The organism is Anaerosporomusa subterranea, from assembly GCF_001611555.1.
Lineage (GTDB): Bacteria > Bacillota > Negativicutes > Sporomusales > Acetonemataceae > Anaerosporomusa > Anaerosporomusa subterranea.
Window position 1 is genome coordinate 52,014 of the sequence record NZ_LSGP01000005.1, and the last position, 21,156, is coordinate 73,169.

Consider the following 21,156-nt stretch of genomic DNA (forward strand, 5'->3'; position numbering starts at 1 on the left):
CACAGGGTTTACTCAAGGTTAGGGAACATCATCTGCTCGATAAATTGTTCATTGAAGCGTGAATCTGCAGCTAAATCGAGATGGGTAGACACTGCCAGCAAGTCGCGAATTGTTTGCTGACTCGACTGTTCTAAGAGATACTGAATTGTTCCGCCCAACGAACTGTTGCCCACTCTTTTGACTTTTGTTTGCAGTTCTTTAGGCAAAAGGCCGATAGCTACCGCACTGTCAATGTTAACATGGCTGCCGAAACTACCTGCCAAATACACTGCACCAACCTCGTCATAGCGACAGCCGTAAGTTTCCAACAAAACCTCTGCTCCGGCGCGCATGGCAGCCTTCGCCAGTTGCAGTTCTCTCACATCTTTCTGGGTAAAATGAATCCAATCTCCCTGCGCCGTCTGGGCGATAGCTAGGGTTCCATTGGGAAATCGCTCTAGATCAAATTTGCCGGTTGCATTTACCACTCGTTCCCGCACGCAAGCCGCCATAATGTCAATGATACCTGAACCACAAATGCCGACAGGTTCGCCGCCATCAATCGTTGTATAACTTGGCTGACCGTCAGACATCTGGAAACTGGCTATTGCTCCGCTGATACTGCCTGTTCCGCAGCTTATGTTAGCCCCTTCAAAGGCAGGCCCGGCAGCAGTTGCCAGACAGAGTATTTTATCTCTATTGCCAATGACTATCTCACCATTGGTTCCGATATCGATAAGCATGGCAATTTCAGTAGTGGTTGCAAACCCGCACTGCAGCATGCCTGCCACCACATCGGCTCCCACAAAAGCAGACACTCCAGGTAGGACTGTTGTCTGACAATCCAGAGAGGTATCGCCGAACAGCTCCGTAAAGGAAAATTGCTGAGATTCTGTCGTAACCGGTTGGAAAGGATAGCGGCCAAGTGATTCCGCAGACAGTCCCAACAAGAAATGTAGCATTGTGGTATTGCCCGCAATGGCGACATGGACGATTAAAGCTCGGGTCTGGGCGTCGAAACCACGGACACAATTGACGATATCTGTGCAAATGCTCGAACGTAGAGCTGCGCCATTGTTCCCTGTACTGTACTGGATGCGGGAAATCACATCCGCACCATAGCGTCGCTGATTGTTGAGCAAGGAGTGTGTTTGGACAACCTCGCCATTCAATAAGTCCACCAGACTTAAAACCAGCGTGGTCGTACCGATATCAATCGCCAATCCGAAGACTCGTTTCGCGCTCGGCGGCAGCAAATCAACAATCTTGTTGCCATCGACGAGAAGTTTCATTTGAGTCGCTTCACCCTTGGCCTCGTTTTTCAGCAGCGACAACTTGCGCAATGCCTTTAGCGAATAAGAATACTCATTTCCCAGCTGGCGATGGATAAGCTTTGTCACGCTATCACCATTTCTCCAATCCGCAGCCGCGAGGTCCACTCCCATAATTCGAAAGCCACTGTCTGGCACGAAGGCGCTAGCCTGGAATTCGGTAACGGTTTGATATGACGTTTCTTGCGATAGCCTAATATCAACTTCACAGTCAGTCAATGGATAAGTACGGCAGGCTAAATATATGCCATCATTGACAAGCCCGTCTTGAGTTGTCTTGCCGCTGATGAGGCTGATCCTACACTTACCGCATGTCCCACGCCCGCCACAGGGCGAATGTACGCGTAAGCCCTGTGCTGACAATGCGGTCATAATCGACTGCGAGGTTTTGGCGCTTATTGTATGTCGCCGCTCACCGTCTACAACAGTCAGGCTAACCGTTTGTTCCCGGCCATCAAACTTTCGCAGTTTGCAGTCTGACCTGCCGCAAGTCGAACAATCATGATCCACCGGATTGATCGGCAGATCCACATCTGCGCCGTAAACATAAGCTAACGATTTTACCGGATCAAGCATACAGCCGCCAGTCATCGTAATACCTAACGCATCCTCTGCAGTAAAGCGCTCGAGTATAGACTGCTGGCAGGTCACATCAAAATCACCTTCGCCAGGTGACAGGCGTCTGGTTAGCCCCAAACCAGCCGTCTGCGCCTCACAGACGACTTTTTGATATAACTGTCGAGAACAATCAAATAATGCAAAATTGGCGATAGCGTCCAAAACTAGCCCTTCGGCGTACATGCCTGATTGAAAACATGCGGCGCTTTCATCAGCTAAGGTATTGCCGATAGTAAGTAAGCAATAAATTAGCTGATTGCAGCCGTTTGCCCCGCTAGGATTAAAGCCCCCTAGCTTCTCATCTAAAACATAAGCGGCTTTAGCCGTAATCGCCCTTGCAGCTATTTCAGTCATCTTGTCGTAAATCTTGGACATTTCTCCATAGGCTGAGCTATGTTCATAGCAATCCAACGACTCCATGATTGTCTTTTTGTCAGGTCTGAATAGAAAATCTGTTACAACAGTTATTTGTTTATGCTTCATATGAACACCACCTAGCCAAAACACTTACACTTACTATACTTGATTATTCGGTTTTTAGTAAAGCCTCTTATCCATGGATATCCATGGATAAGAGGCTTTACCCAATTCTACCTAACCAGGCATGGACGCTTGTTATCAAACTTCCACCCCGGAATCAAATACTGCATTGCCATCGCATCGTCACGCCCGCTTAACGACATGGAAGCATAGACTTTATTCGCTTTTTCCACCTGCGCCATATCAACCTCGATACCAAGCCCAGGCCGATCGGGCACGGCGATCTTGCCACCAACAATCTGCAGCGGTTCTTTTGTCAGGCGCTCCTGCTCTTCCTGCCAAATCCAATGCGTATCAAGCGCAGTAATCTTGCCAGGCGCAGCAGCCCCAACCTGAGTGAACATTGCCAGGGAAATATCGAAATGATTATTGGAGTGAGAACCCCAGGTCAAACCCCATTCATGACACATTTGCGCCACCCGCACCGAGCCTTGCATAGTCCAGAAATGCGGATCAGCCAACGGGATGTCGACTGAATGCAGTTGAATGGTATGACCCATCTGACGCCAATCGGTGGCGATCATATTGGTAGCAGTCGGCAAACCGGTTGCCCGTCGGAATTCGGCCATGACCTCACGGCCGGAATAGCCGTTTTCCGCACCGCAGGGATCTTCGGCATAGGCCAGCACAAGGTGCTTATTGCTGCATAGTCTGATCGCTTCAGCCAGAGACCACGCGCCATTAGGATCAAGCGTAATACGAGCCTCGGGGAACCTCTCCGCCAAAGCAGTTACGGCTTCGATTTCTTCATCACCGCTTAAGACCCCGCCCTTGAGTTTGAAGTCATTAAACCCATAGCGCTCCTGCGCCGCTTCCGCAAGCCGTACGACACTCTCCGCCGTCAATGCTTCCTCATGGCGTAGACGCAACCATTCGTCATCTGCATCCGGAGCGCTGAGATAGGGCAAGTCAGTTTTCTTGCGGTCGCCAACATAGAACAGATATCCTAACATTTCCACTTCGCTACGCTGTTGACCTTCACCAAGCAGAGCGGCAACCGGCACGCCAAGAAACTGACCCAAGAGATCGAGCAATGCCGCCTCGAGCGCGGTCACGGCATGGATGGCAATCCGCAAATCAAATGTCTGGAGACCGCGTCCGCTAGAGTCTCTGTCGGCAAAACTCGTTCTTACCCGGTTCAAGATGTTATTATAGTTGCCGATGGATTGACCAATGACCAGTTCTTTAGCATCTTCGAGCGTTTGGCGGATACGTTCGCCGCCCGGAACCTCGCCAACTCCGGTGTGACCTGAGCTATCTGTCAAAATTACGATATTGCGGGTAAAAAACGGGCTGTGTGCGCCGCTCAGATTGAGCAACATGCTATCCTGTCCTGCTACCGGGATGACTAACATTTTGGTAACAACCGGTGCGCCGGAAAAACCTGCTGCGATTAATTCATGATTCATAGTGTTTCTCCCACTTAACGCGTTATTATTTATCGAGACCCAGTTCCTTGATCAGCTTGGCATAGTCGTCACTAGCTTGTTTCATGAACTTGCCAAAGTCTTCCGGACCTTGATACATAACAGGCTGCATCATATCGCCCATAGCCTTTTTGAAGTCAGGATCTTCTGATATCTTCTTAAGGACGTCAGCATAATAGTCTACTACTTCTTTAGGCGTGCCTTTGGGAGCCGCTATCCCCTTAACTGAGCCCCAGGTATGGAAATTGATTCCCTGCTCTTTAAGAGTTGGGACATTAGGAAGGGCCGGGTCTCTGTCAGGTGTGGCTATGCCAAGCGGTTTTACTCTATTGGCTTTTAGCTGTGAAATAGCTTCAGCAGGATGAGCGCCGCCAATAAGAGTCTGAGCGCCCATTAGAGTAGTCATTGCCTGATTACCACCGGCATGCGGCACAGGAGTAACAGTAATATTAGCCGCCTTACCGATTCCGCGCATAACAAGGTCTACAGCGCCAGCCTTGGTTGATACCGAAGCAGTCACTGGTTTATTTTCTTTCTTCGCCCAGTCGATAACATCTTTAACTGAGTTAAACGGAGAATTCGCCGGAGCTAACACCACTACAGTATGTATCGACATCCGAGAAATAAAGGTGAGATCGGTGAACGGATTGTATTCAACCTTTTGGATATGAGGCATAACTAGATCATGACCCGATCCGGTACCGACTAGCAGAGTATAGCCATCCGGTTTAGCGCGGGCGACAAAGGCCGAGCCTTCAACACCGCCGCCGCCAGGCTTATTGACAAACTGTAAAGGTTGGGGACAATATTTGGACCATACCTTCTCGATTGCGCGAGCCAGCATGTCGGTAGATCCGCCGGCAGCCATTGGAACAACAAACGTAATGGGCTTATCAGGTTTAAATGCTTTCGGAGCGTCTGCTTTTTTCTCGCCGCCGCAGCCACTCACAATCACCAGCATGGACAGTACGACCAGAACCGCGATAAAGGCTTTCCAGTAGTTCTTGCGAAACATTCTTTTTCCTCCTCGTTTTCTTTTTTCGATAAAGCACGCTTTAATTACTGTGTGAAATTACTGATTTACTCCTCAGTAACCACGCAACGGGCTTTCTTCCTGCTCTTGTACGCAGCATAGATCTGACCGATGAGGATAATGAAGAATAGTGCCATGATGCTTCCGGAAATGGGCCGTGACACAAAAATCGTAAAACTTCCAGCAGACATCAATAGAGATTGACGCAGAGCATTTTCAATAAGTGGGGCAAGAATAAAAGCCATAATCATAGGACCTGGATCAAAACACATTTTACGGAGAAAATACCCCAGCACGCCGAAGGCAATGAATACATAAACATTGAAGGTATCATTGTTCAAGCTATAGCAACCCACGGCGGTAAACAGCACGATGACCGGGCCCAAAATACCAAAAGGCACTTTTAATAATTGCACCCAAAGACCGACTAACGGTAAATTCAAGATCAATAAAATCACATTGCCGATATACATGGACGCAATAACGCCCCAGAAGATATCGGGGTGTTCGCTGATCAAAAACGGACCAGGTGTAATACCTTGCACTAGGAGTGCCGCAAAAATCATCGAAATGGCCGCGTTGCATGGTATTCCTAATGTCAGCAGCGGGATAAACGACGAACTGGAAGCACCGTTATTGGCTGATTCGGGGCCGGCCACTCCGGCTATCGCACCCTCGCCAAACTCTTCGGGGTGCTTCGACACTCGCTTTTCCAAGGCATATGACGTCAGCGACGCGACGACAGACCCGCCGCCAGGAATAATCCCTGTGAAAAAGCCAATCAGCGACCCGCGGAAGATCGGCCACTTGCTATCTGCCCATTCCTGAGCAGAGGGAAGCAATCTGCCAATCTTCTTGGTTACAAATTCGTTTCCTGCCTTGGCTTCGAGCGTCAAAAAAACTTCACTCAAACCAAACAACCCCATGGCCAATGTCACAAATTCAAAACCATTCTGCAACGCAACAAACCCAAACGTGAATCGTTCTTTGCCTGAGATTGGATCAAGCCCTACGTTAGACAGCAAGATGCCGAGGAATAGCATAATGGTTCCTTTAATCGGCGATCCGCCTGACAAGAATACAGCCAGCAGCAACCCAATCAACATCATCGCAAAATACTCCGGCGGACCAAATCGAATGGCGAATTCCGCCAGTGGCGGCGCCACGAAGGTCAGACCAATGACTCCTACCGTACCAGCGATAAACGAGCCAATTGCCGCAATTGCCAATGCTGAACCGGCTCTGCCCATTTTCGCCATCTGATAGCCATCAATCGCCGTAACTACCGACGCTGCCTCGCCCGGAATCCGCAACAGGATTGACGTGGTAGAGCCGCCGTACATCGCGCCATAGTAAATTCCCGCGAGAAAAATAATTGAGGTTGAAGGCGAACCCATCGCATATACGACCGGGAGCAACAGTGATATGGTAGCAGACGGGCCCAGACCTGGCAGCACGCCAACTGCTGTACCTAAAATCGCACCCAAAAAGCAGAATAACAGATTATTTCCTGCGAATGCGATGGCAAATCCATCAAATAGCCCCTGAAATACATCCATTCAATAGCCACACCCCTCAAATCAGCAATCCTTCTGGCAGCGGTACTCGTAACAAATAAGAAAAGATCGCATACATAGCCACGGTGCCGATGACCGCGATTGCCCCGGTCTTTAGCCATTTTTCACGTTCAATAGCGAATTGCCAAGCAACAAGAAAAATAAACGTGGACAGCATATAACCTAGAGGTTCCATCAATGCTGTATAGACAGTGATGATCAAAGTAGAGATGGCAGGCGCTACCCATTGACCAGCTTCCCAAAACGGCTCAGATTGTGTCACTGGCTTGCGGTTTCCTGCGAACCATATTACACATAAAATCACGATTCCGATTCCGCATACAACCGGGAAAAAACCCGGGCCGGGTTCTTGCATTGTGCCGAGCGACAATGCAGTCATCGCATAATACATCACAGCAACACCAAGTGCTATGAGGAATAAGCCTGTTGCGCGTTCGTATTTCGTCATAACCTTCCGCCTTCTGCTTGTCGTATTCTATCTTTCCCCCAATAAGCAGCTACCGTTTCACTTCGATCTGCGCCATTTTTTCATAATAACGAATAAGGGCGCCGTGGTCATTGTCTCCCATGCCGTCCACTTTCAGCGCTTGCATGATTTCCATAACCGCAGCTGTCAGAGGTAGGGACACACCCACTTCGTGCGAAGTATCAAGGACATTCTGCAGATCTTTGATATGCAAGTTAATCCGAAAGCCTGGGTTAAACTTGCGATCCATCACCAACGGAGCTTTGGCGTCAAGCACAGTACTGCCAGCCAACCCGCCGCGAATCGCTTGATATACTAGTTCAGGCTCGACGCCAGCTTTTGCTGCCAGTACCAGCGCTTCTGACATGGCGGCAATATTCAGAGCAACGATTACTTGGTTGGCAAGTTTAGTCACATTGCCAGCGCCCACATCACCGGTAAGTACCACCGAACCGGCCATGGCTTTCATGATCGGGTAACATTTTTCAAAGACTTCCTGTTTACCGCCAACCATGACTGACAGAGTGCCTTCAATAGCTTTCGGTTCGCCGCCGCTGACCGGTGCGTCAAGCATTTCAACGCCCTTAACTCTCAGCTTGTCTGCGACCTCGCGGCTGACCAGAGGTGCGATGGAAGACATATCAATAACGACCGTTCCTGGTTTTGCGCCATCAATGATCCCGTTCTCGCCTAAGACTACTTCTTTCACATGGGGAGAATTCGGCAGCATAGTAATGATAACATCGCATTGTTCGGCAACTTCTTTCGCCGTTGCAGCCGCTGACGCGCCCGCAGCGACGACTTCAGCCACTGCACTTTGATTTTTATCCATTACCAGCAGTTTGTAACCAGCCTTGAGCAAGTTTTTACTCATTGGCTTTCCCATGATGCCCAAACCAATAAATCCGATTGTTGACATTATATACCCCTCCAAACAAATAGTAAGTCTGGTATTTTTATTTCACTATGTGAAATAAAATTTCATATTTTATAACTTTCTCTAAATGAATGAAAATTCCTTTTATTCTGATAGGTTTTTTCTGTAAAATTATCTATATTAAAACTATATTTCGTTTATTGAAATTGTAATCCACGTTTTGCATCTTTCTGTAAAAAGTAAAGGATTCCAGTTAATCAATTCAGAATATACTATCATATTAATCTCATGGTGAACGGAAAGGGGATTTTCTATGGCAACAAGCGGAAAACTGCAGGCGCCGCTTTATGTAAAAGTGAATCCAGCGGACAATGTCGCAATCATCGTCAATCCTAATGGTTTGCCAGCAGGCAGTGTGTTCCCCTGCGGCCTGACGCTAATCGAACACATTCCACAAGGACATAAAGTAGCCTTGACCGATTTAGCGCATCATCAACCGGTCATCCGCTACGGCGAGGCGATTGGTTATGCTCTGCGGCCAATAAAAAAAGGCAGTTGGATTGACGAATCACTTATTGAACTGCCGCCGCCGCCAAACTTAGACGAGCTGCCCATCGCTACGAAGACTCCAAAATCTCTGCCTGCACTGAACGGATATTCATTTGACGGATACCGGAACCCGGATGGCAGTGTCGGTACGAAAAATATTCTGGGAATCAGTACTAGTGTGCAATGTATTGCCGGGGTCCTCGATTATGCGGTAAAACAGATTAAAGAAACGATTCTGCCCAAATACCCCTATGTTGATGATGTGGCAGCGTTAAATCATAACTATGGCTGTGGAGTTGCGATTAATGCTCCGGAGGCGATTATTCCTATCCGCACATTGCAAAACCTCGCCAACCATCCTAGCTTCGGCGGCGCGGTCATGGCGATTGGCTTAGGCTGTGAGAAGTTTCTGCCGGAGAGGTTGCTGAAGGATGCCAATCCAAGCAATATTATTTCCTTGCAGGATTATCACGGCTTTGGCGATATGGTCGAGGCAATCGTACAAATGGCAGAAGCCCGGTTAATTCAACTCAACCAACGCCGACGGACCACCTGTCCAGTATCAGAATTAGTCGTTGGCCTGCAATGCGGCGGCAGTGATGCCTTCTCCGGTGTCACTGCAAACCCGGCTGTAGGCTATGCAGCAGACCTTTTGGTACAGGCAGGTGCCACGGTTCTGTTTTCCGAAGTGACCGAAGTGCGCGATGCGGTGCACTTGTTAACACCACGAGTGATCAATCAGAATGTGGGGCATACGCTGATTCGCGAGATGAAGTGGTATGATCAGTATCTGGCCAACGGAGAAGTTGACCGCAGTGCAAATCCGACGCCAGGCAATAAAAAAGGCGGTTTAGCCAATGTTGTCGAAAAATCGCTTGGCTCAATCGCAAAATCGGGTAGCAGCGCGATTGTTGGGGTCCTCTCACCAGGCGAAAAAGCCACCCAAAAAGGCCTAATTTATGCGGCGACTCCGGCCAGCGACTTTGTCTGCGGCACATTACAGCTAGCATCTGGCATGCATCTACAAGTCTTTACAACCGGTCGCGGCACACCCTACGGCCTAGCTGTGGCCCCGGTTATAAAAGTATCATCCCGTAGTTCCTTAGCCGAACAATGGCATGATCTGATTGATGTCGACGCAGGTCGCATTGCGACTGGCGAAGCGAGTATTGAAGAAGTCGGCTGGGAAATCTTCCGTCTGATTATCGATGTCGCCAGTGGTCGCAAGCAAACTTGGTCTGACCATTGGGGAATATATAATTCTCTCTGTTTGTTCAATCCGGCACCGGTAACCTGAAGTGCCTAACGTAGCTGACTTGCAGCAGTTAGCGCTGAGTACTCAAAGGTTCCGGGGAACTCGCAGAAGGCAAGACTATGATCTATAATTATGGCGTCCGGTAACCACCTGTCTATGCAGGTGGTTCTATTTATACAATGGACAGTTCCTGCTCACTTCAACGACGGCACAAAATACAGACAAACTTTAATCTCGTCTTGTAATTAGCTAGATATTATGATATATTGTCTATGTTAAACAATAAATCATTACGAGGTGATACCCATGACTACATTATCGGATTTGTTTTGGCAAGCGCCGCTCAACGATATGAAACAAGGCTACATCTATCAACCCGAGAATGACGAATATGTTTGCCTGATCTGCGGCGAGCGCTTTGTAAACGGTCTCATCTATGAAAATGGTGAACAATTGTACGAAGCTAAAAAGTATGTAACCATCCACATCACTCAAGCTCATCAGTCGATGTTTCACTTTCTGCTGAATCTAGATAAAAAAATGACTGGTCTAACCGACCATCAAAAATCTATTCTTGAGTTGTTTTATGCAGGCGCTAGCGATCAGGATGCAGCAAAAACTCTGAACACGGGTAGTGCCTCAACCATCCGCAACCACCGTTTCAGTTTGCGCGAACGGCAAAAGCAAGCAAAGGTATTTTTGGCTGTGATGGAACTGCTAGGCGAACATACACCGAAAAAACAGACCTTTGTCGCCATTCCCGCCAGTGCTAAACAGGTAGATGAGCGATTTGCTATTACCGAACAGGAAAATGCCAAAATATTAGCTACCCATTTTAAGCAAGGACTTAATGGACCACTGGACTCCTATCCGCTCAAAGAGAAGAAGCGAGTCGCAATTATCCGCCACCTAGCCACACTGTTTGCTGTCAACAAAACTTACAACGAAAAAGAAGTGAATGCGATTTTGAAGCCTATCTACGAGGATTATGTACTCCTGCGCCGCCATTTAATCGACTATGGCTTTATGGACAGGACGCTAGATGGCAGTTCGTATTGGGTTAAGGTTTAATTATTATTAAAGGAGTTGAGCATAATGGATAGGCGTAAAGAATTGATACTAGCCTATAAACAAACCCCAACGCCAATGGGAGTGTATCAAGTAAAGAACTGCACCAATGGAAAGGTGTTCATCGGCAGCAGTATGAATTTGCCAGGCAGATTTAACCGTCTCCGCTTTCAGCTCAAAGCTAATGCTAACCCGATCAGGTCGCTACAAGCAGAATGGAACGACCAAGGCGCTGATGTCTTTACGTTCGAAGTGTTGGAGACATTAAACCCCGATAAGGTTCCAAAAGACGACTGGAGAAAAGCCCTCGCGGTTATGGAAGATAAGTGGTTAAATGAGATTAAACCGTACGGTTTGCGGGGATATAACAAAGAAAAAGCTGACTGAACTACACTTTCCAACACAGGGAGAGGCCGTGTGAACATTGTTCATTCGGCCTCTCCTTTTAGCGACTCATTTCTTGATTTCATGGCTGTTCCGGTCGGGATTTTAGCAATGGTCACTCGGCCTTTTCAATTTTATCCGACACATCTTGCAGAACTTCAGCGCCACGGAGGCTATAAAGAAGAACAGAGTGGCCGTCAAAAAAGCTAAGGCAATCGGCTTTTGCAGGAAAATTGCCGGGTCGCCGTTCGAAATGTCAAAGGCCTGTCGGGCTGACATTTCCAGGCGGGGCGTCAATATAAAGGCCATCAGGAAAGGGGCGACAGGGTATTTGTAACGGCAGAAGAAATAGCCCACAATGCCAAAAATGATCATTAGCCAGACGTCAAACAGACTATTATTGGCAGCGTAGGCTGACACCATACAAATGACGATGATGATGGGAGTCATGATGACGGGAGGGACCCGCAGGGCTTGCACCATCAGGGGGATGCTGAGGGCGGCAATGATCATACAGACAATATTGCCGGTATACATCGAGGCAATCAGGCCCCAGGCAAGATCCGGGTGTTCAGTGAACAGTAGCGGACCAGGGGTTATCCCCCACATCATCAAGCCGCCGAGCAACACGGTGACTGTACCCGAACTGGGGATGCCCAGCGCAAGCAGCGGTGCGAAGGCCCCTGCTGCTGCCGCATTGTTAGCAGCCTCCGGGGCGGCGACGCCTTCAAGCGCTCCTTTGCCCATGTTTTCTTTGTTATTGCCAGTCCGGCTTTCCAGAACATAGCACAAAAACGAGGCGGTATTGGTACCGGCTCCGGGTATGCAGCCGATAAATGTGCCAAGAACACTGCTGATCATGGTTGGCTTGAAAATCTGTTTAATTTCTGCAAAGTTAAGATAGTTGCTCCGGAATGACAAGGTTTCCGTTGTTTTAAATTTGTAGCCACCTTTCTGAAGAGCCATTTCGATGATTTCATTTACGCCTAACAGGCCGATGACCAAAGGAATGAAATCGATGCCATTTAAAAGTTCGATAATACCAAAGGCAAACCTCGGCCTGCCAACCGCTGCATCAAGACCCACGGTAGCCAACAAGATGCCCAGGCAGGTTGACAACAATCCTTTCAACGGGTCGTCCCCCAAGAGCCAAGCGATAGCTGACAAGGCCAACAGAATGACAGTCGTCATTTCCGCCGGTCCAAAGGCCAGCCCAATATCGGCCAGTAAAGGGCCCATGAAGGTAAGGATAATAACACCAATAAAACCGGCTACGAACGAGGACCAGTTGGAAACAGCCAACGCTTTACCGGCCTTGCCCTTCAGGGTGAGCTGGTAGCCGTCCAGAGTGGTCATTAAGGCCGGAGGATCACCGGGAATGTTGATCAAAATGGCTGTGAACGACCCTGCGTACATCGTCGAGTAATAAAGGGCCGCGAGCATGATGATCGCCGTGGTGGGATCCATTTTAAAGGTAAGCGGCAGCAGCAGAGCGACCCCCATGACAGAACCGATGCCTGGCAAGGCGCCGATGAACATGCCCATAACCGCGCCGGCCGTCGCGGCAAAAAGGTTATCCCCTGTCAGAGCGGTGGCGAAGCCGTTCAGTAAGTGGTAGAAAATGCTTTCCATTAATTCGCCTTCTTTCTAATACGTAATCAGGCCGGTGGGAAACGGTACCTGCAGCCAGTAGCCGAATACACCCCAAATAAACAAGATAATTGTAGCCGCCAAAAAAATAGAAAACTTGTAGGAATACGCCCCTTGGTTGACCAGCCAAAAGGCAATGAGCAAAAATGTTGCCGGCAGGAATCCGATGACATAAATAACCAAGGCACAGACAATAATGGCGGCAATAGGTACAATGGCTCTAGGGTCAATAGGCTCGGCGTCCTTATCTGCTCTTAGCAGTCGTGCAATACAGAAGATGACTGTCAAGCTGCCAAAAATCACAGGCAAAAAACCGGGCCCTGGTCCTTTGTTAACCCAAACACCGTAGGAGAACCAGCCGGTAGCTGCCCAGAACGCACCGATTATGCCGCAAATAAGCGCTATTGCACGATCAGCATTCATCGCCATCCCTCCCTATCAACAGGATTAGAGGCTTTCTTACTCATGGCAGTTTCAGCTTTTTCTACAATTTTTTCAGCTGTCAAGCCGTATTTTTCTAGAAGCTGATCATAATCACCGGATTCAGTGAAAGTGTCTTCCAATGCTACCGGCATGACGGGGGCCGGTTGTTCTCTGGCAACAACCTCGCTGACAGCACTAAACAAACCGCCATAGACTGTATGCTCTTCTGCAGTGACAATTGCTCCTGTTCCCCTAGCGCAATCGACGATTAACTCTGCATCGATTGGCTTGATGGTATGCATATTGACTACTCTGGCACTAATCCCCTTTATTGCAAGCAGGTCGGCTGCTTCTAATGCCTTATGGACCATTACGCCGGCAGCAATAATAGCAACATCCTTTCCTTCCCTGAGAACAACGCCTTTGCCAGACTTAAACTGATAGGCATCGTCAAAGATGATCGGCGCCGGCGCTCTGCTCAGTCGTAAATATACAGGTCCCGGAATATCTACTGCAGCACGCACGGCCTTCTCTGTTTCTACCGCGTCGCACACTACGATTACTGTCATGTTCGGAATGGATCGGAAAAAGCTGATATCCTTATTGGCATGGTGGCTTGCTCCGTCATAGGAATCGGATAGACCGGCATAGGTACCGCAAATTTTAACATTTAAACACTGATATGCAGCCAAACTCCTGATGGGATCACCTGCCCGCAGCATCATAAACGCTGCAAAGGTATTGATAAACGGAATTTTGCCCATCAGCGCCATGCCTGCAGCCATTCCTGCCATGTTGGCCTCTGCAATTCCCACATTAAAAAATCGATTGGGGAACTCCTTGCCAAACAAGTTACTTTTTGATGAACTGGAAACATCTGCATCCAATACAACAATTTCTTGCCGTTCGTGACCAAGCTTTGCTAATGCCTCACCAAATGCATCTCTTATCGCTTTAGTTGCCATTTACCTTACCCCCAGTTCTCGCAACGCAGCGGAGTACTCTTGCTCATTAATGGGCTTTCCATGCCATGTGTTTTTCCCTTCCATAAAGGAAACGCCTTTGCCTTTGACCGTTTTGGCGATAATCATTGTCGGCTGCCCAGTCACTGCTTTTGCCTGGTCGATTGCTGTTGAAACAGCCTGGATATCATGTCCATCAGTTTCGATAACACGCCAACCGAAAGATTTCCATTTGTCTGCCAGATTTCCTAGTGGCATAATTTCTTCCACTGTACCGTCTAACTGCACGCCATTGCAGTCGATAATCCCAATCAGATTATCTAGTTTAAATTTGCTTGCCGCCATAGCGGCCTCCCAAACGATGCCTTCCTGAATTTCGCCATCACCCATCAGCACATATGTATAGAGATTTTTATTATCCAGTTTTGTGGCCGCGGCCATTCCAACCGCCGCCGAAATACCCAAGCCCAAAGGGCCGCTGGACAAATCCACTCCCGGTGTCATTTTAGCGCATGGATGACCTTGAAGCCTGCTATTAATCTGTCTTAAAGTATTCATCTCAGTTTTGGAGAAATAGCCTTTTTCCGCTAATATAAGATACAGCATGGGCGCAGCATGGCCTTTGCCCAGAACAAATCTGTCCCTGTCAGGATAGGCAGGATTGTCAGGCTGTATGTTTAGTTTCTCGTAGTACAGGGCTGTTAGTATTTCTACCGCGGACAGTGAACCTCCCGGATGGCCTGTCTGAATTTGGTAGAGAAGCTTTATCAAAGCCACTCTGAACTGATGGCATTTCTCATTGAGAAAATCGATTCTTGCTGCTGATAATGTCACTGCCGCCACTCCTCTCCCATCATTTGAGAACTATACATTTTTTTCTAACTTTTCCTTTAACTGTGCGATACACATTCTGGGACTGGAAAGTACAGTGCAACCGCAGATTTTTTGTACAATATCCTCTAAGTGTGCCATAGACGCCTGCGCCAAGATGACTACATCCTGTTGTTTGATTTCAAGCGCCCTCCTTTTAACGATCTCATCATGATATTCTTTATCTCCCGCTTTGATAGCGACATAAGCTTCAGGACAGACTATCACCGATAAATCAATCGCTTTGTTTATTTTTTTCACTTCACTGAGCAGTTTGGTTTTTGTTGGTTCAACAGTACTTTCAGCTGTTGCCATGATCGTAATTTTGGACCCGGTTTCCGCTGCTTTGCGTATCATCGCTTCATCAATAGTAATTATCGGCGTTTTAATAAATGGCCGGATTTTTTCGATTGCTGGAGACAGCGTGGAACAGGTTACGACAATCACATCCGGTTCAGTCATCTCAGCGCATTTTACAATTGAGAACAACCGTTGCATATTATTAACAGTGAACTCTCCTCGTTCCTCCGGATCACTTGCCAAATATTCATCAAGAGTATTCACTATTTTCACATCGTCAATAACGTTTTTTATTCTTTTGTCAAATGTAACTAAAACACTCTGAACTGTGTGAATTAAAGATACCTTTGTCATCGCAATATTGCCTCCTTAATCATATTCACCGATAGATCCTATTAAAAATCGGTCGAAGATGCTTTATCGAACCCTCTGCCGCAGTATCCTGGTCTGGCAACTGGAAAATCTCTGTACAATAGGCTCCATCATAGCCAGTATTTTTAAAAGCTCTGATAATTTTCTCAAAATCGAAGCCGCAGTGACCGGGATATCGCCGGTTATTATCTGCCAAGTGCACGTGGATGTTATACTCGGCATATTTATCTATCACTTCAAACATATCTTTTTCCTCAATATTGAGGTGAAAGATATCCATCATCATCTTGAAATACTCATTATCAACATTTTTCACCACATCTACAGCTTCTTGTACTGTATTGATAAAGTTTGTCTGCATCAATGTTACCGTTTCCAGTGCGATTTTTACATTTCTTTTGCCTGCATATTCACTGATATCCTTAAACGCATCAATAGCATAACCGTACGATACTTCTCGGGGTAGTTCATCACAATATTGACCTCTTACTCTGCCAATGTTTATATTCGCACCTAAATGGGCCGCAAAATCAATAATTCCTTTAACCCGTTCTCTTGCCTTGCTTCTTATGTCAGCATGTTTATCCATAAAAGAAAGTTTCAACTGGCCGAATATTTCACCAGTACAAACCAGAACAATATCCAGCTTATTTTTGTCAGCCTCACCTTTCACCTGATCCCAGTTAAGTTCCAATGGATTGAGCGTCATCAGCTCAACTCCGTCATATCCCAGTTCAGCAAGTTTGCTAAAGTTGTAATCCAAATTGCCTTGAAAAGCTGTAACTGCAGGAGATCTAGCTACATCTGGCGTTGCTACCTGATAGCAAAGTTTCATCATACCCTCTCCTTAAACACATTCCAAAAACACTGGCCTTAACAGCAAGGATATACCGCAACGTGACAGTCATCCGCTGTCGAAACCGCCACGTTGCGAAACCTAATTTATCTAAGCTTCTAAACTTCTAAGCTTCTAAGCTAAGGTATTATTTAATAACTCCCACTTCTTTAAACATTTTTTCATACAGTACTGATTGTTCATTAAAGAATTTCTTGGTATCTGCCGCATTCATATAAGCAGGAGTCATCGCATTCTTTTCAATGTAATTCTTCTTCCAGTCTTCGGTGTCTGTGATCTTCTTCAACATATCTTCATAAAACTTTACCGCTTCTGCAGGCATATCCGGCGGGCCTGAGATTGCCCGAACTTCACTTAACTGAATATCTTTATACCCGATCTCAGAAAAGGTTGGCACATTTTTATAAGCACCGGGGATTCTTTGTTTTGAAAAAGTAACGAGAGGAATTACTTTTTCAGCTTTAACCTGCCCGTCACATTCACTGGGATTGAAGATACCCACGTCAATATGTCCGCCTAATAATGCGGCCATAACTTCTCCTGAGCTGTTGAACTGAACATAAGTAGCCTTAGCGCCCGTATACTTGTTGAACATTTCAAAAGAAAGGTGATCACTGTTACCACGTTGTGATCCGCCAATTTTTACTGTGTCAGGCTTTTCTTTAGCTGTTTTGATGACACTTTGAATATCCTTGTATTTACCCTCTTTGTTTACACCCAGGAGCAGATCATCAAATCCAACCACCCCGATATAGGTCAGCATGTCTGCTTTTACGGGAGAATTGTTAACGATCGCACTCATTACCTGGCCAGAATGGAGAACCATCCAGGTGTGTGGATCACCTTTCTTTCCATACACATAAGAAAAGGAAACTGCCCCTGATCCGCCCGGTTTATTCACTACCATAAAGCTCTTAGGTGAAAGCTTATTTTTTTGAGAAAAATCCGCTATAACCCTTGCATTCAAGTCACTGCCTCCGCCTGGCGCCGAAGGTACAACAAACTCAATTTCGCGAGTCGGAACCCAAGACTTGGCTGCCTCTTCTTTTTTCTCTGCCGGCTTTGAGCCACATCCTGTCAACAGACTTGCTGCAAACATTCCTAGCACTAGAATACTGGCAAATTTCTTCACAATAATCCTCCTCCGCATTTTGACTTAGATATTTCTTCCCATTTAGTTGATAAAGTGGATACTCGCCTCCTCCCATATGATTAGACTGACTTTCCTGCTGCTTTCTTCCCCTTCACACAGCCTGTAAGACCCCGCCCTCTTAGGTCGGGATTAACAGGCTGTAGTTCGAACCCCTAAAGGGAGCCTTCGGCTTCGCGAAATCTAAGATTTCGAGCCTCAGACACAAGTGCGACTAAGATTCAGGCGGAGTTAAAACTCCTCCTGAATCAAGTCTTACTTTATCGCAAAGAGCAATCCTGGCCGCCATTTTGACTGCGTTCTCTAACGCACCGGTTTTAGCAATCCCCTTGCCTGCTATGTCATAGGCAGTCCCATGCGCAGCTGTGACGATTGGCGCTGGCAAGCCAGCGGCAACAGTTATGCCAAACTCAAATCCCTTGAGTTTCATAGCGATTTGTCCCTGATCATGATACATAGTCACTGCTGCGTCAAAGTCACCGTTAAATGCTTTGATAAATAGAATATCGGCTGGGAATGGGCCAACAACATCAATGTTCTCCTGTCGCGCCAGTTCCATGGCAGGAATAATGACATCGATCTCTTCTCTGCCGCATAATCCGTTTTCCCCGCCATGTGGGTTAAGCGCCGCAATACCCAGTTTGGCGTTGCCGATTCCGGCCCGGCGCAACGTTCGATCAGCTAACCGTATAGCACGCATGATGTTTTCAACAGTTAATTTAGCACTAACTTCCTTGATGGGAATATGGCTAGTCACCCGTGACGTCCATAGGTCGTCAAGAACGTTAACCTCACCAAACGGGCCAGTCCAGTTGAAGTGATGGGCAAACAGCATGTGCTCACTTTCAAACTCGTGTCCGCCCAGTTTCATAGCCGCCTTATTGAGCGGGGCAAAGCAGAATCCATCGATTTTACCTGCTTTGTAGAGGTTAATTGCTAGGATGAGTGCATCACCTGATGCTTTTCCACAAATCGGATTTATTTCTCCCACCTTGATTTCCTCTGGATTAAGGTTTTTCTGGCCGAGAACCAAAAGCCCTTTGTCCCAATCAGCCTCATTCATGGATTCAATTACTTTGTAAGGAAAAGTGACTTTCGCCACCCTCATTCCTTGTTGCAATACGCGAATATCCCCAATAATCACGGGACGACAGCATGTCGCGAACAGGTCTGTTGCCGCAACCTTGGCTACAATCTCAGGGCCAATGCCTGCCGCGTCTCCGAGGATAATACCAATGATTGGTTTCTCCTCGCATGTATTAGTCATAAACCTTCTCCTCTCTGATTCATCGCTAAGCGCGTTTGTTTTTAATATTTGCAATATTCATGCCAATCTCAATAATTACAGCATAATAATATCTTGGTTAGCAATAATAAGGATTTCTTGGGCTATCGGTATACACTAATTTCTTTTCGAACATTAAAAAAGGCGCGATTCTCAATCGCGCCGAAACATTTTTGTTTCAAATTGTTTCTCGTTACTTCTCCTTCAGCTTTCGCCACAAGGTGGTTCTGCTCAGTCCCAACATACCGGCCATTTCCGCTTTGTTCACCTTCATGACTTTCATTAGTTTTACAAGGGTTTCCCAATCTGCTTCAGCAAGCTTCGCCATTGCCGATTCGCCGCTGTTCTCATCACTAGACGCATCGGCATGCAATCCGGAAAAAACCAGCAGATTGGTTACTTCATCTGCTGTGATTACTTTTTGGTCACTTAAAACAACCAATCGTTCGCAAATATTTCTGAGTTCTCGCACGTTGCCCGGCCATTGGTTGCGACTTAACACCGCCACGGCCCCGGGACTTAGCTCCGGCGTTGGTTTTCCATACTGTTTACAATATACTTCAATATAATATTCGGCGATATATTGAATATCTTCACCACGTTCGCGCAATGAAGGAATCCGCAAGTTCAATACATCCAGACGATATAACAGGTCTTGACGGAACTGGCCATTTCGTACTCGTTCCAGTAAATTAATATTGGTCGAGGCTATGACGCGAACATCAATCGGCAGCAAGCTGGTATCGCCGACTTTGCGAATCTCACGTTCTTGCAGTACGCGTAGCAGCTTAGCCTGCAAATTCATCGGAATCTCGCTAATTTCATCAAGAAAAATAGTTCCTTTATGGGCAAATTCGAACAAACCGGTTTTGCCGCTTTTTACGGCGCCGGAAAATGCGCCTTCCACGTAGCCAAAGAGCTCACTTTCCAATAGATTCTCCGGTACAGCTGCGCAGTTAACAGCCACGAACGGTTCTAAGCTCCGACTGCTAGCATTATGGATACTCTGCGCAAACAGTTCCTTACCTGTGCCGGTCTCTCCCATGAGCAGAATGTTCGAATGTACTTGACTGTATTTATACGCTGTCTGTATCGTTTTATTAAGAACACGGCTGCTACCAATGATGTTGCCAAAACTATATTTTGCCACCAAACCCTTCCGGCTTAGCTCTTTTCTAATAATGCTTTCTGTTTCCTGGATTTTGTCAACATTCTGCAATGTGTACACAACACCAACAGTCTTACTTTCTACCCGGATCGGCGCCCACTCTATTAGAATCATTCTACCGTTAATATTTTTCAAAACACCAATTTCCGCGTCATGACGATCTGCGGTATTTAATGTATCAAAATCAGGAATGACCGAACTAATGGCTCGACCTGTCATCTGTCTGTTGAATGGTATGTTCAAGGTTTTGTAGGCTGCTTTGTTAAAAGCGGTAACGCCGCCATCTTGATCCACTGCTACGATTGCCTCTTTAGTGTTTTCGAGTATTACCTTTAATAATTCCGCTTTTGCTCTTTCCAGCCGGGTGGCGTACGCCGCGCTCAATGCCTCGTTAATTGCCCTGCGTATCGCCTCTTCGCCTGTGTGAATTTGCACACACTGCCAACCCCGATTCTTCGCAATTCGACAAGCAGTCAAACCGCCGACAACAGCATCAACTTGGTGCTCTTTGGCCATCCTTAGCGCTTGTACAACATCTTCTTCATTTTGTATTTTATACACTTCAATGTCAGTATGTAAAATATCGTCCAAAAAGCCTTCCTCATAAATGATCGACTCAGCTGCAATAATTGCGATTTTCTTCGCCTGATACTGCTTCTTGCAGGCATCCAAAGCCCGAATGATATCATAGCCGGTAATACTAATTTCAATGACAGATACATTCAGCAAATTCCTTTTCAAGGCAAGATAGGTTATTCCCCGGGCAATGACAATATCAGAATCACACTCAGACAAAAATGCTTCTTGGGTACCCACAATATGCGTCGTACTAAATACAATTCTTTCTTCGCGAATTTCCGAAATAAACGCATGGACTTTTGCCTCAATTTCCTGATGGGGAATGATAAACGTGATCTTTACCAAATGCCTCGACTCCTTTGCTTTGAAGAAGCACAGCCCAGCCGCATTATCCTATATACTGAAAATTGTAACAATAGGTGTTGTTCTAGTCAACA

At 46.8% G+C, this 21,156-nt stretch carries 18 protein-coding genes; 3 read left to right on the forward strand and 15 right to left on the reverse strand.

The window, feature by feature from the left end; translation table 11 throughout:
• Nucleotides 1-8 precede the first annotated feature (8 nt).
• The 6 genes from AXX12_RS02055 to garR all read right to left on the reverse strand — a co-directional run bounded on the left by AXX12_RS02055 (nucleotide 9) and on the right by garR (nucleotide 7,890).
• A complete protein-coding gene (locus AXX12_RS02055) occupies nucleotides 9-2,411 on the reverse strand; it encodes an ASKHA domain-containing protein (protein ID WP_066237458.1) in 2,403 nt (800 codons plus the stop codon).
• A 107-nt stretch (nucleotides 2,412-2,518) separates the two neighbouring features.
• Nucleotides 2,519-3,877 (reverse strand): glucarate dehydratase, encoded by a 1,359-nt coding sequence (gene gudD / locus AXX12_RS02060; protein WP_066237463.1) that lies wholly within the window; start codon nucleotides 3,875-3,877, stop codon nucleotides 2,519-2,521.
• Between the two features lie 25 nt (nucleotides 3,878-3,902).
• Complete coding sequence (locus AXX12_RS02065) at nucleotides 3,903-4,910, reverse strand: tripartite tricarboxylate transporter substrate binding protein (RefSeq protein WP_066237466.1); 1,008 nt, start codon at nucleotides 4,908-4,910, stop codon at nucleotides 3,903-3,905.
• Nucleotides 4,911-4,975: 65 nt separating this feature from the next.
• Nucleotides 4,976-6,487 carry a tripartite tricarboxylate transporter permease gene (locus AXX12_RS02070; RefSeq protein ID WP_066237469.1) on the reverse strand — a complete coding sequence of 504 codons (1,512 nt, stop codon included), beginning with the start codon at nucleotides 6,485-6,487 and terminating at the stop codon, nucleotides 4,976-4,978.
• A gap of 16 nt (nucleotides 6,488-6,503) precedes the next feature.
• Nucleotides 6,504-6,953 carry a tripartite tricarboxylate transporter TctB family protein gene (locus AXX12_RS02075; protein ID WP_066237473.1) on the reverse strand — a complete coding sequence of 150 codons (450 nt, stop codon included), beginning with the start codon at nucleotides 6,951-6,953 and terminating at the stop codon, nucleotides 6,504-6,506.
• 49 nt (nucleotides 6,954-7,002) lie between these two features.
• Nucleotides 7,003-7,890: a 2-hydroxy-3-oxopropionate reductase gene (gene garR / locus AXX12_RS02080; RefSeq protein ID WP_066237476.1), complete on the reverse strand. Its 888-nt coding sequence runs from the start codon at nucleotides 7,888-7,890 to the stop codon at nucleotides 7,003-7,005.
• Between the two features lie 271 nt (nucleotides 7,891-8,161).
• Between garR and garD the strand changes: the two genes are divergently transcribed.
• The 3 genes from garD to AXX12_RS02095 all read left to right on the forward strand — a co-directional run bounded on the left by garD (nucleotide 8,162) and on the right by AXX12_RS02095 (nucleotide 11,107).
• The gene (gene garD, locus AXX12_RS02085) at nucleotides 8,162-9,694 is read left to right on the forward strand and encodes a galactarate dehydratase (RefSeq protein ID WP_066237478.1); all 1,533 of its coding nucleotides are present in this window, start codon (nucleotides 8,162-8,164) and stop codon (nucleotides 9,692-9,694) included.
• A 264-nt stretch (nucleotides 9,695-9,958) separates the two neighbouring features.
• Nucleotides 9,959-10,723 carry a DUF2087 domain-containing protein gene (locus AXX12_RS02090; protein ID WP_066237481.1) on the forward strand — a complete coding sequence of 255 codons (765 nt, stop codon included), beginning with the start codon at nucleotides 9,959-9,961 and terminating at the stop codon, nucleotides 10,721-10,723.
• Nucleotides 10,724-10,747: 24 nt separating this feature from the next.
• A complete protein-coding gene (locus tag AXX12_RS02095; protein ID WP_066237484.1) occupies nucleotides 10,748-11,107 on the forward strand; it encodes a GIY-YIG nuclease family protein in 360 nt (119 codons plus the stop codon).
• A 102-nt stretch (nucleotides 11,108-11,209) separates the two neighbouring features.
• On the opposite strand, the gene AXX12_RS02100 is transcribed toward AXX12_RS02095, so the two are convergent.
• The 9 genes from AXX12_RS02100 to AXX12_RS02140 all read right to left on the reverse strand — a co-directional run bounded on the left by AXX12_RS02100 (nucleotide 11,210) and on the right by AXX12_RS02140 (nucleotide 21,064).
• Complete coding sequence (locus AXX12_RS02100) at nucleotides 11,210-12,736, reverse strand: tripartite tricarboxylate transporter permease (RefSeq protein ID WP_066237487.1); 1,527 nt, start codon at nucleotides 12,734-12,736, stop codon at nucleotides 11,210-11,212.
• Nucleotides 12,737-12,751: 15 nt separating this feature from the next.
• Entirely contained in the window at nucleotides 12,752-13,177 is a 426-nt protein-coding gene (locus AXX12_RS02105) for a tripartite tricarboxylate transporter TctB family protein (RefSeq protein WP_066237490.1), read from the reverse strand.
• A complete protein-coding gene (locus AXX12_RS02110; RefSeq protein WP_066237493.1) occupies nucleotides 13,174-14,142 on the reverse strand; it encodes a transketolase family protein in 969 nt (322 codons plus the stop codon). Before AXX12_RS02110 ends, AXX12_RS02105 begins: the two co-directional genes overlap by 4 nt.
• Entirely contained in the window at nucleotides 14,143-14,973 is an 831-nt protein-coding gene (locus AXX12_RS02115) for a transketolase (RefSeq protein WP_066237496.1), read from the reverse strand. It abuts the gene before it with no gap.
• A 30-nt stretch (nucleotides 14,974-15,003) separates the two neighbouring features.
• Complete coding sequence (locus AXX12_RS02120) at nucleotides 15,004-15,663, reverse strand: aspartate/glutamate racemase family protein (RefSeq protein WP_066237499.1); 660 nt, start codon at nucleotides 15,661-15,663, stop codon at nucleotides 15,004-15,006.
• A gap of 25 nt (nucleotides 15,664-15,688) precedes the next feature.
• The gene (locus AXX12_RS02125; protein ID WP_066237502.1) at nucleotides 15,689-16,516 is read right to left on the reverse strand and encodes a sugar phosphate isomerase/epimerase family protein; all 828 of its coding nucleotides are present in this window, start codon (nucleotides 16,514-16,516) and stop codon (nucleotides 15,689-15,691) included.
• 148 nt (nucleotides 16,517-16,664) lie between these two features.
• On the reverse strand, nucleotides 16,665-17,669 hold the full coding sequence (locus tag AXX12_RS02130) for a Bug family tripartite tricarboxylate transporter substrate binding protein (protein WP_066237504.1): 1,005 nt from the start codon (nucleotides 17,667-17,669) through the stop codon (nucleotides 16,665-16,667).
• Nucleotides 17,670-17,901: 232 nt separating this feature from the next.
• The gene (locus tag AXX12_RS02135) at nucleotides 17,902-18,954 is read right to left on the reverse strand and encodes a 4-hydroxythreonine-4-phosphate dehydrogenase PdxA (protein WP_066237506.1); all 1,053 of its coding nucleotides are present in this window, start codon (nucleotides 18,952-18,954) and stop codon (nucleotides 17,902-17,904) included.
• A 211-nt stretch (nucleotides 18,955-19,165) separates the two neighbouring features.
• On the reverse strand, nucleotides 19,166-21,064 hold the full coding sequence (locus AXX12_RS02140; RefSeq protein ID WP_066237509.1) for a sigma 54-interacting transcriptional regulator: 1,899 nt from the start codon (nucleotides 21,062-21,064) through the stop codon (nucleotides 19,166-19,168).
• Between the last annotated feature and the right edge of the window lie 92 nt (nucleotides 21,065-21,156).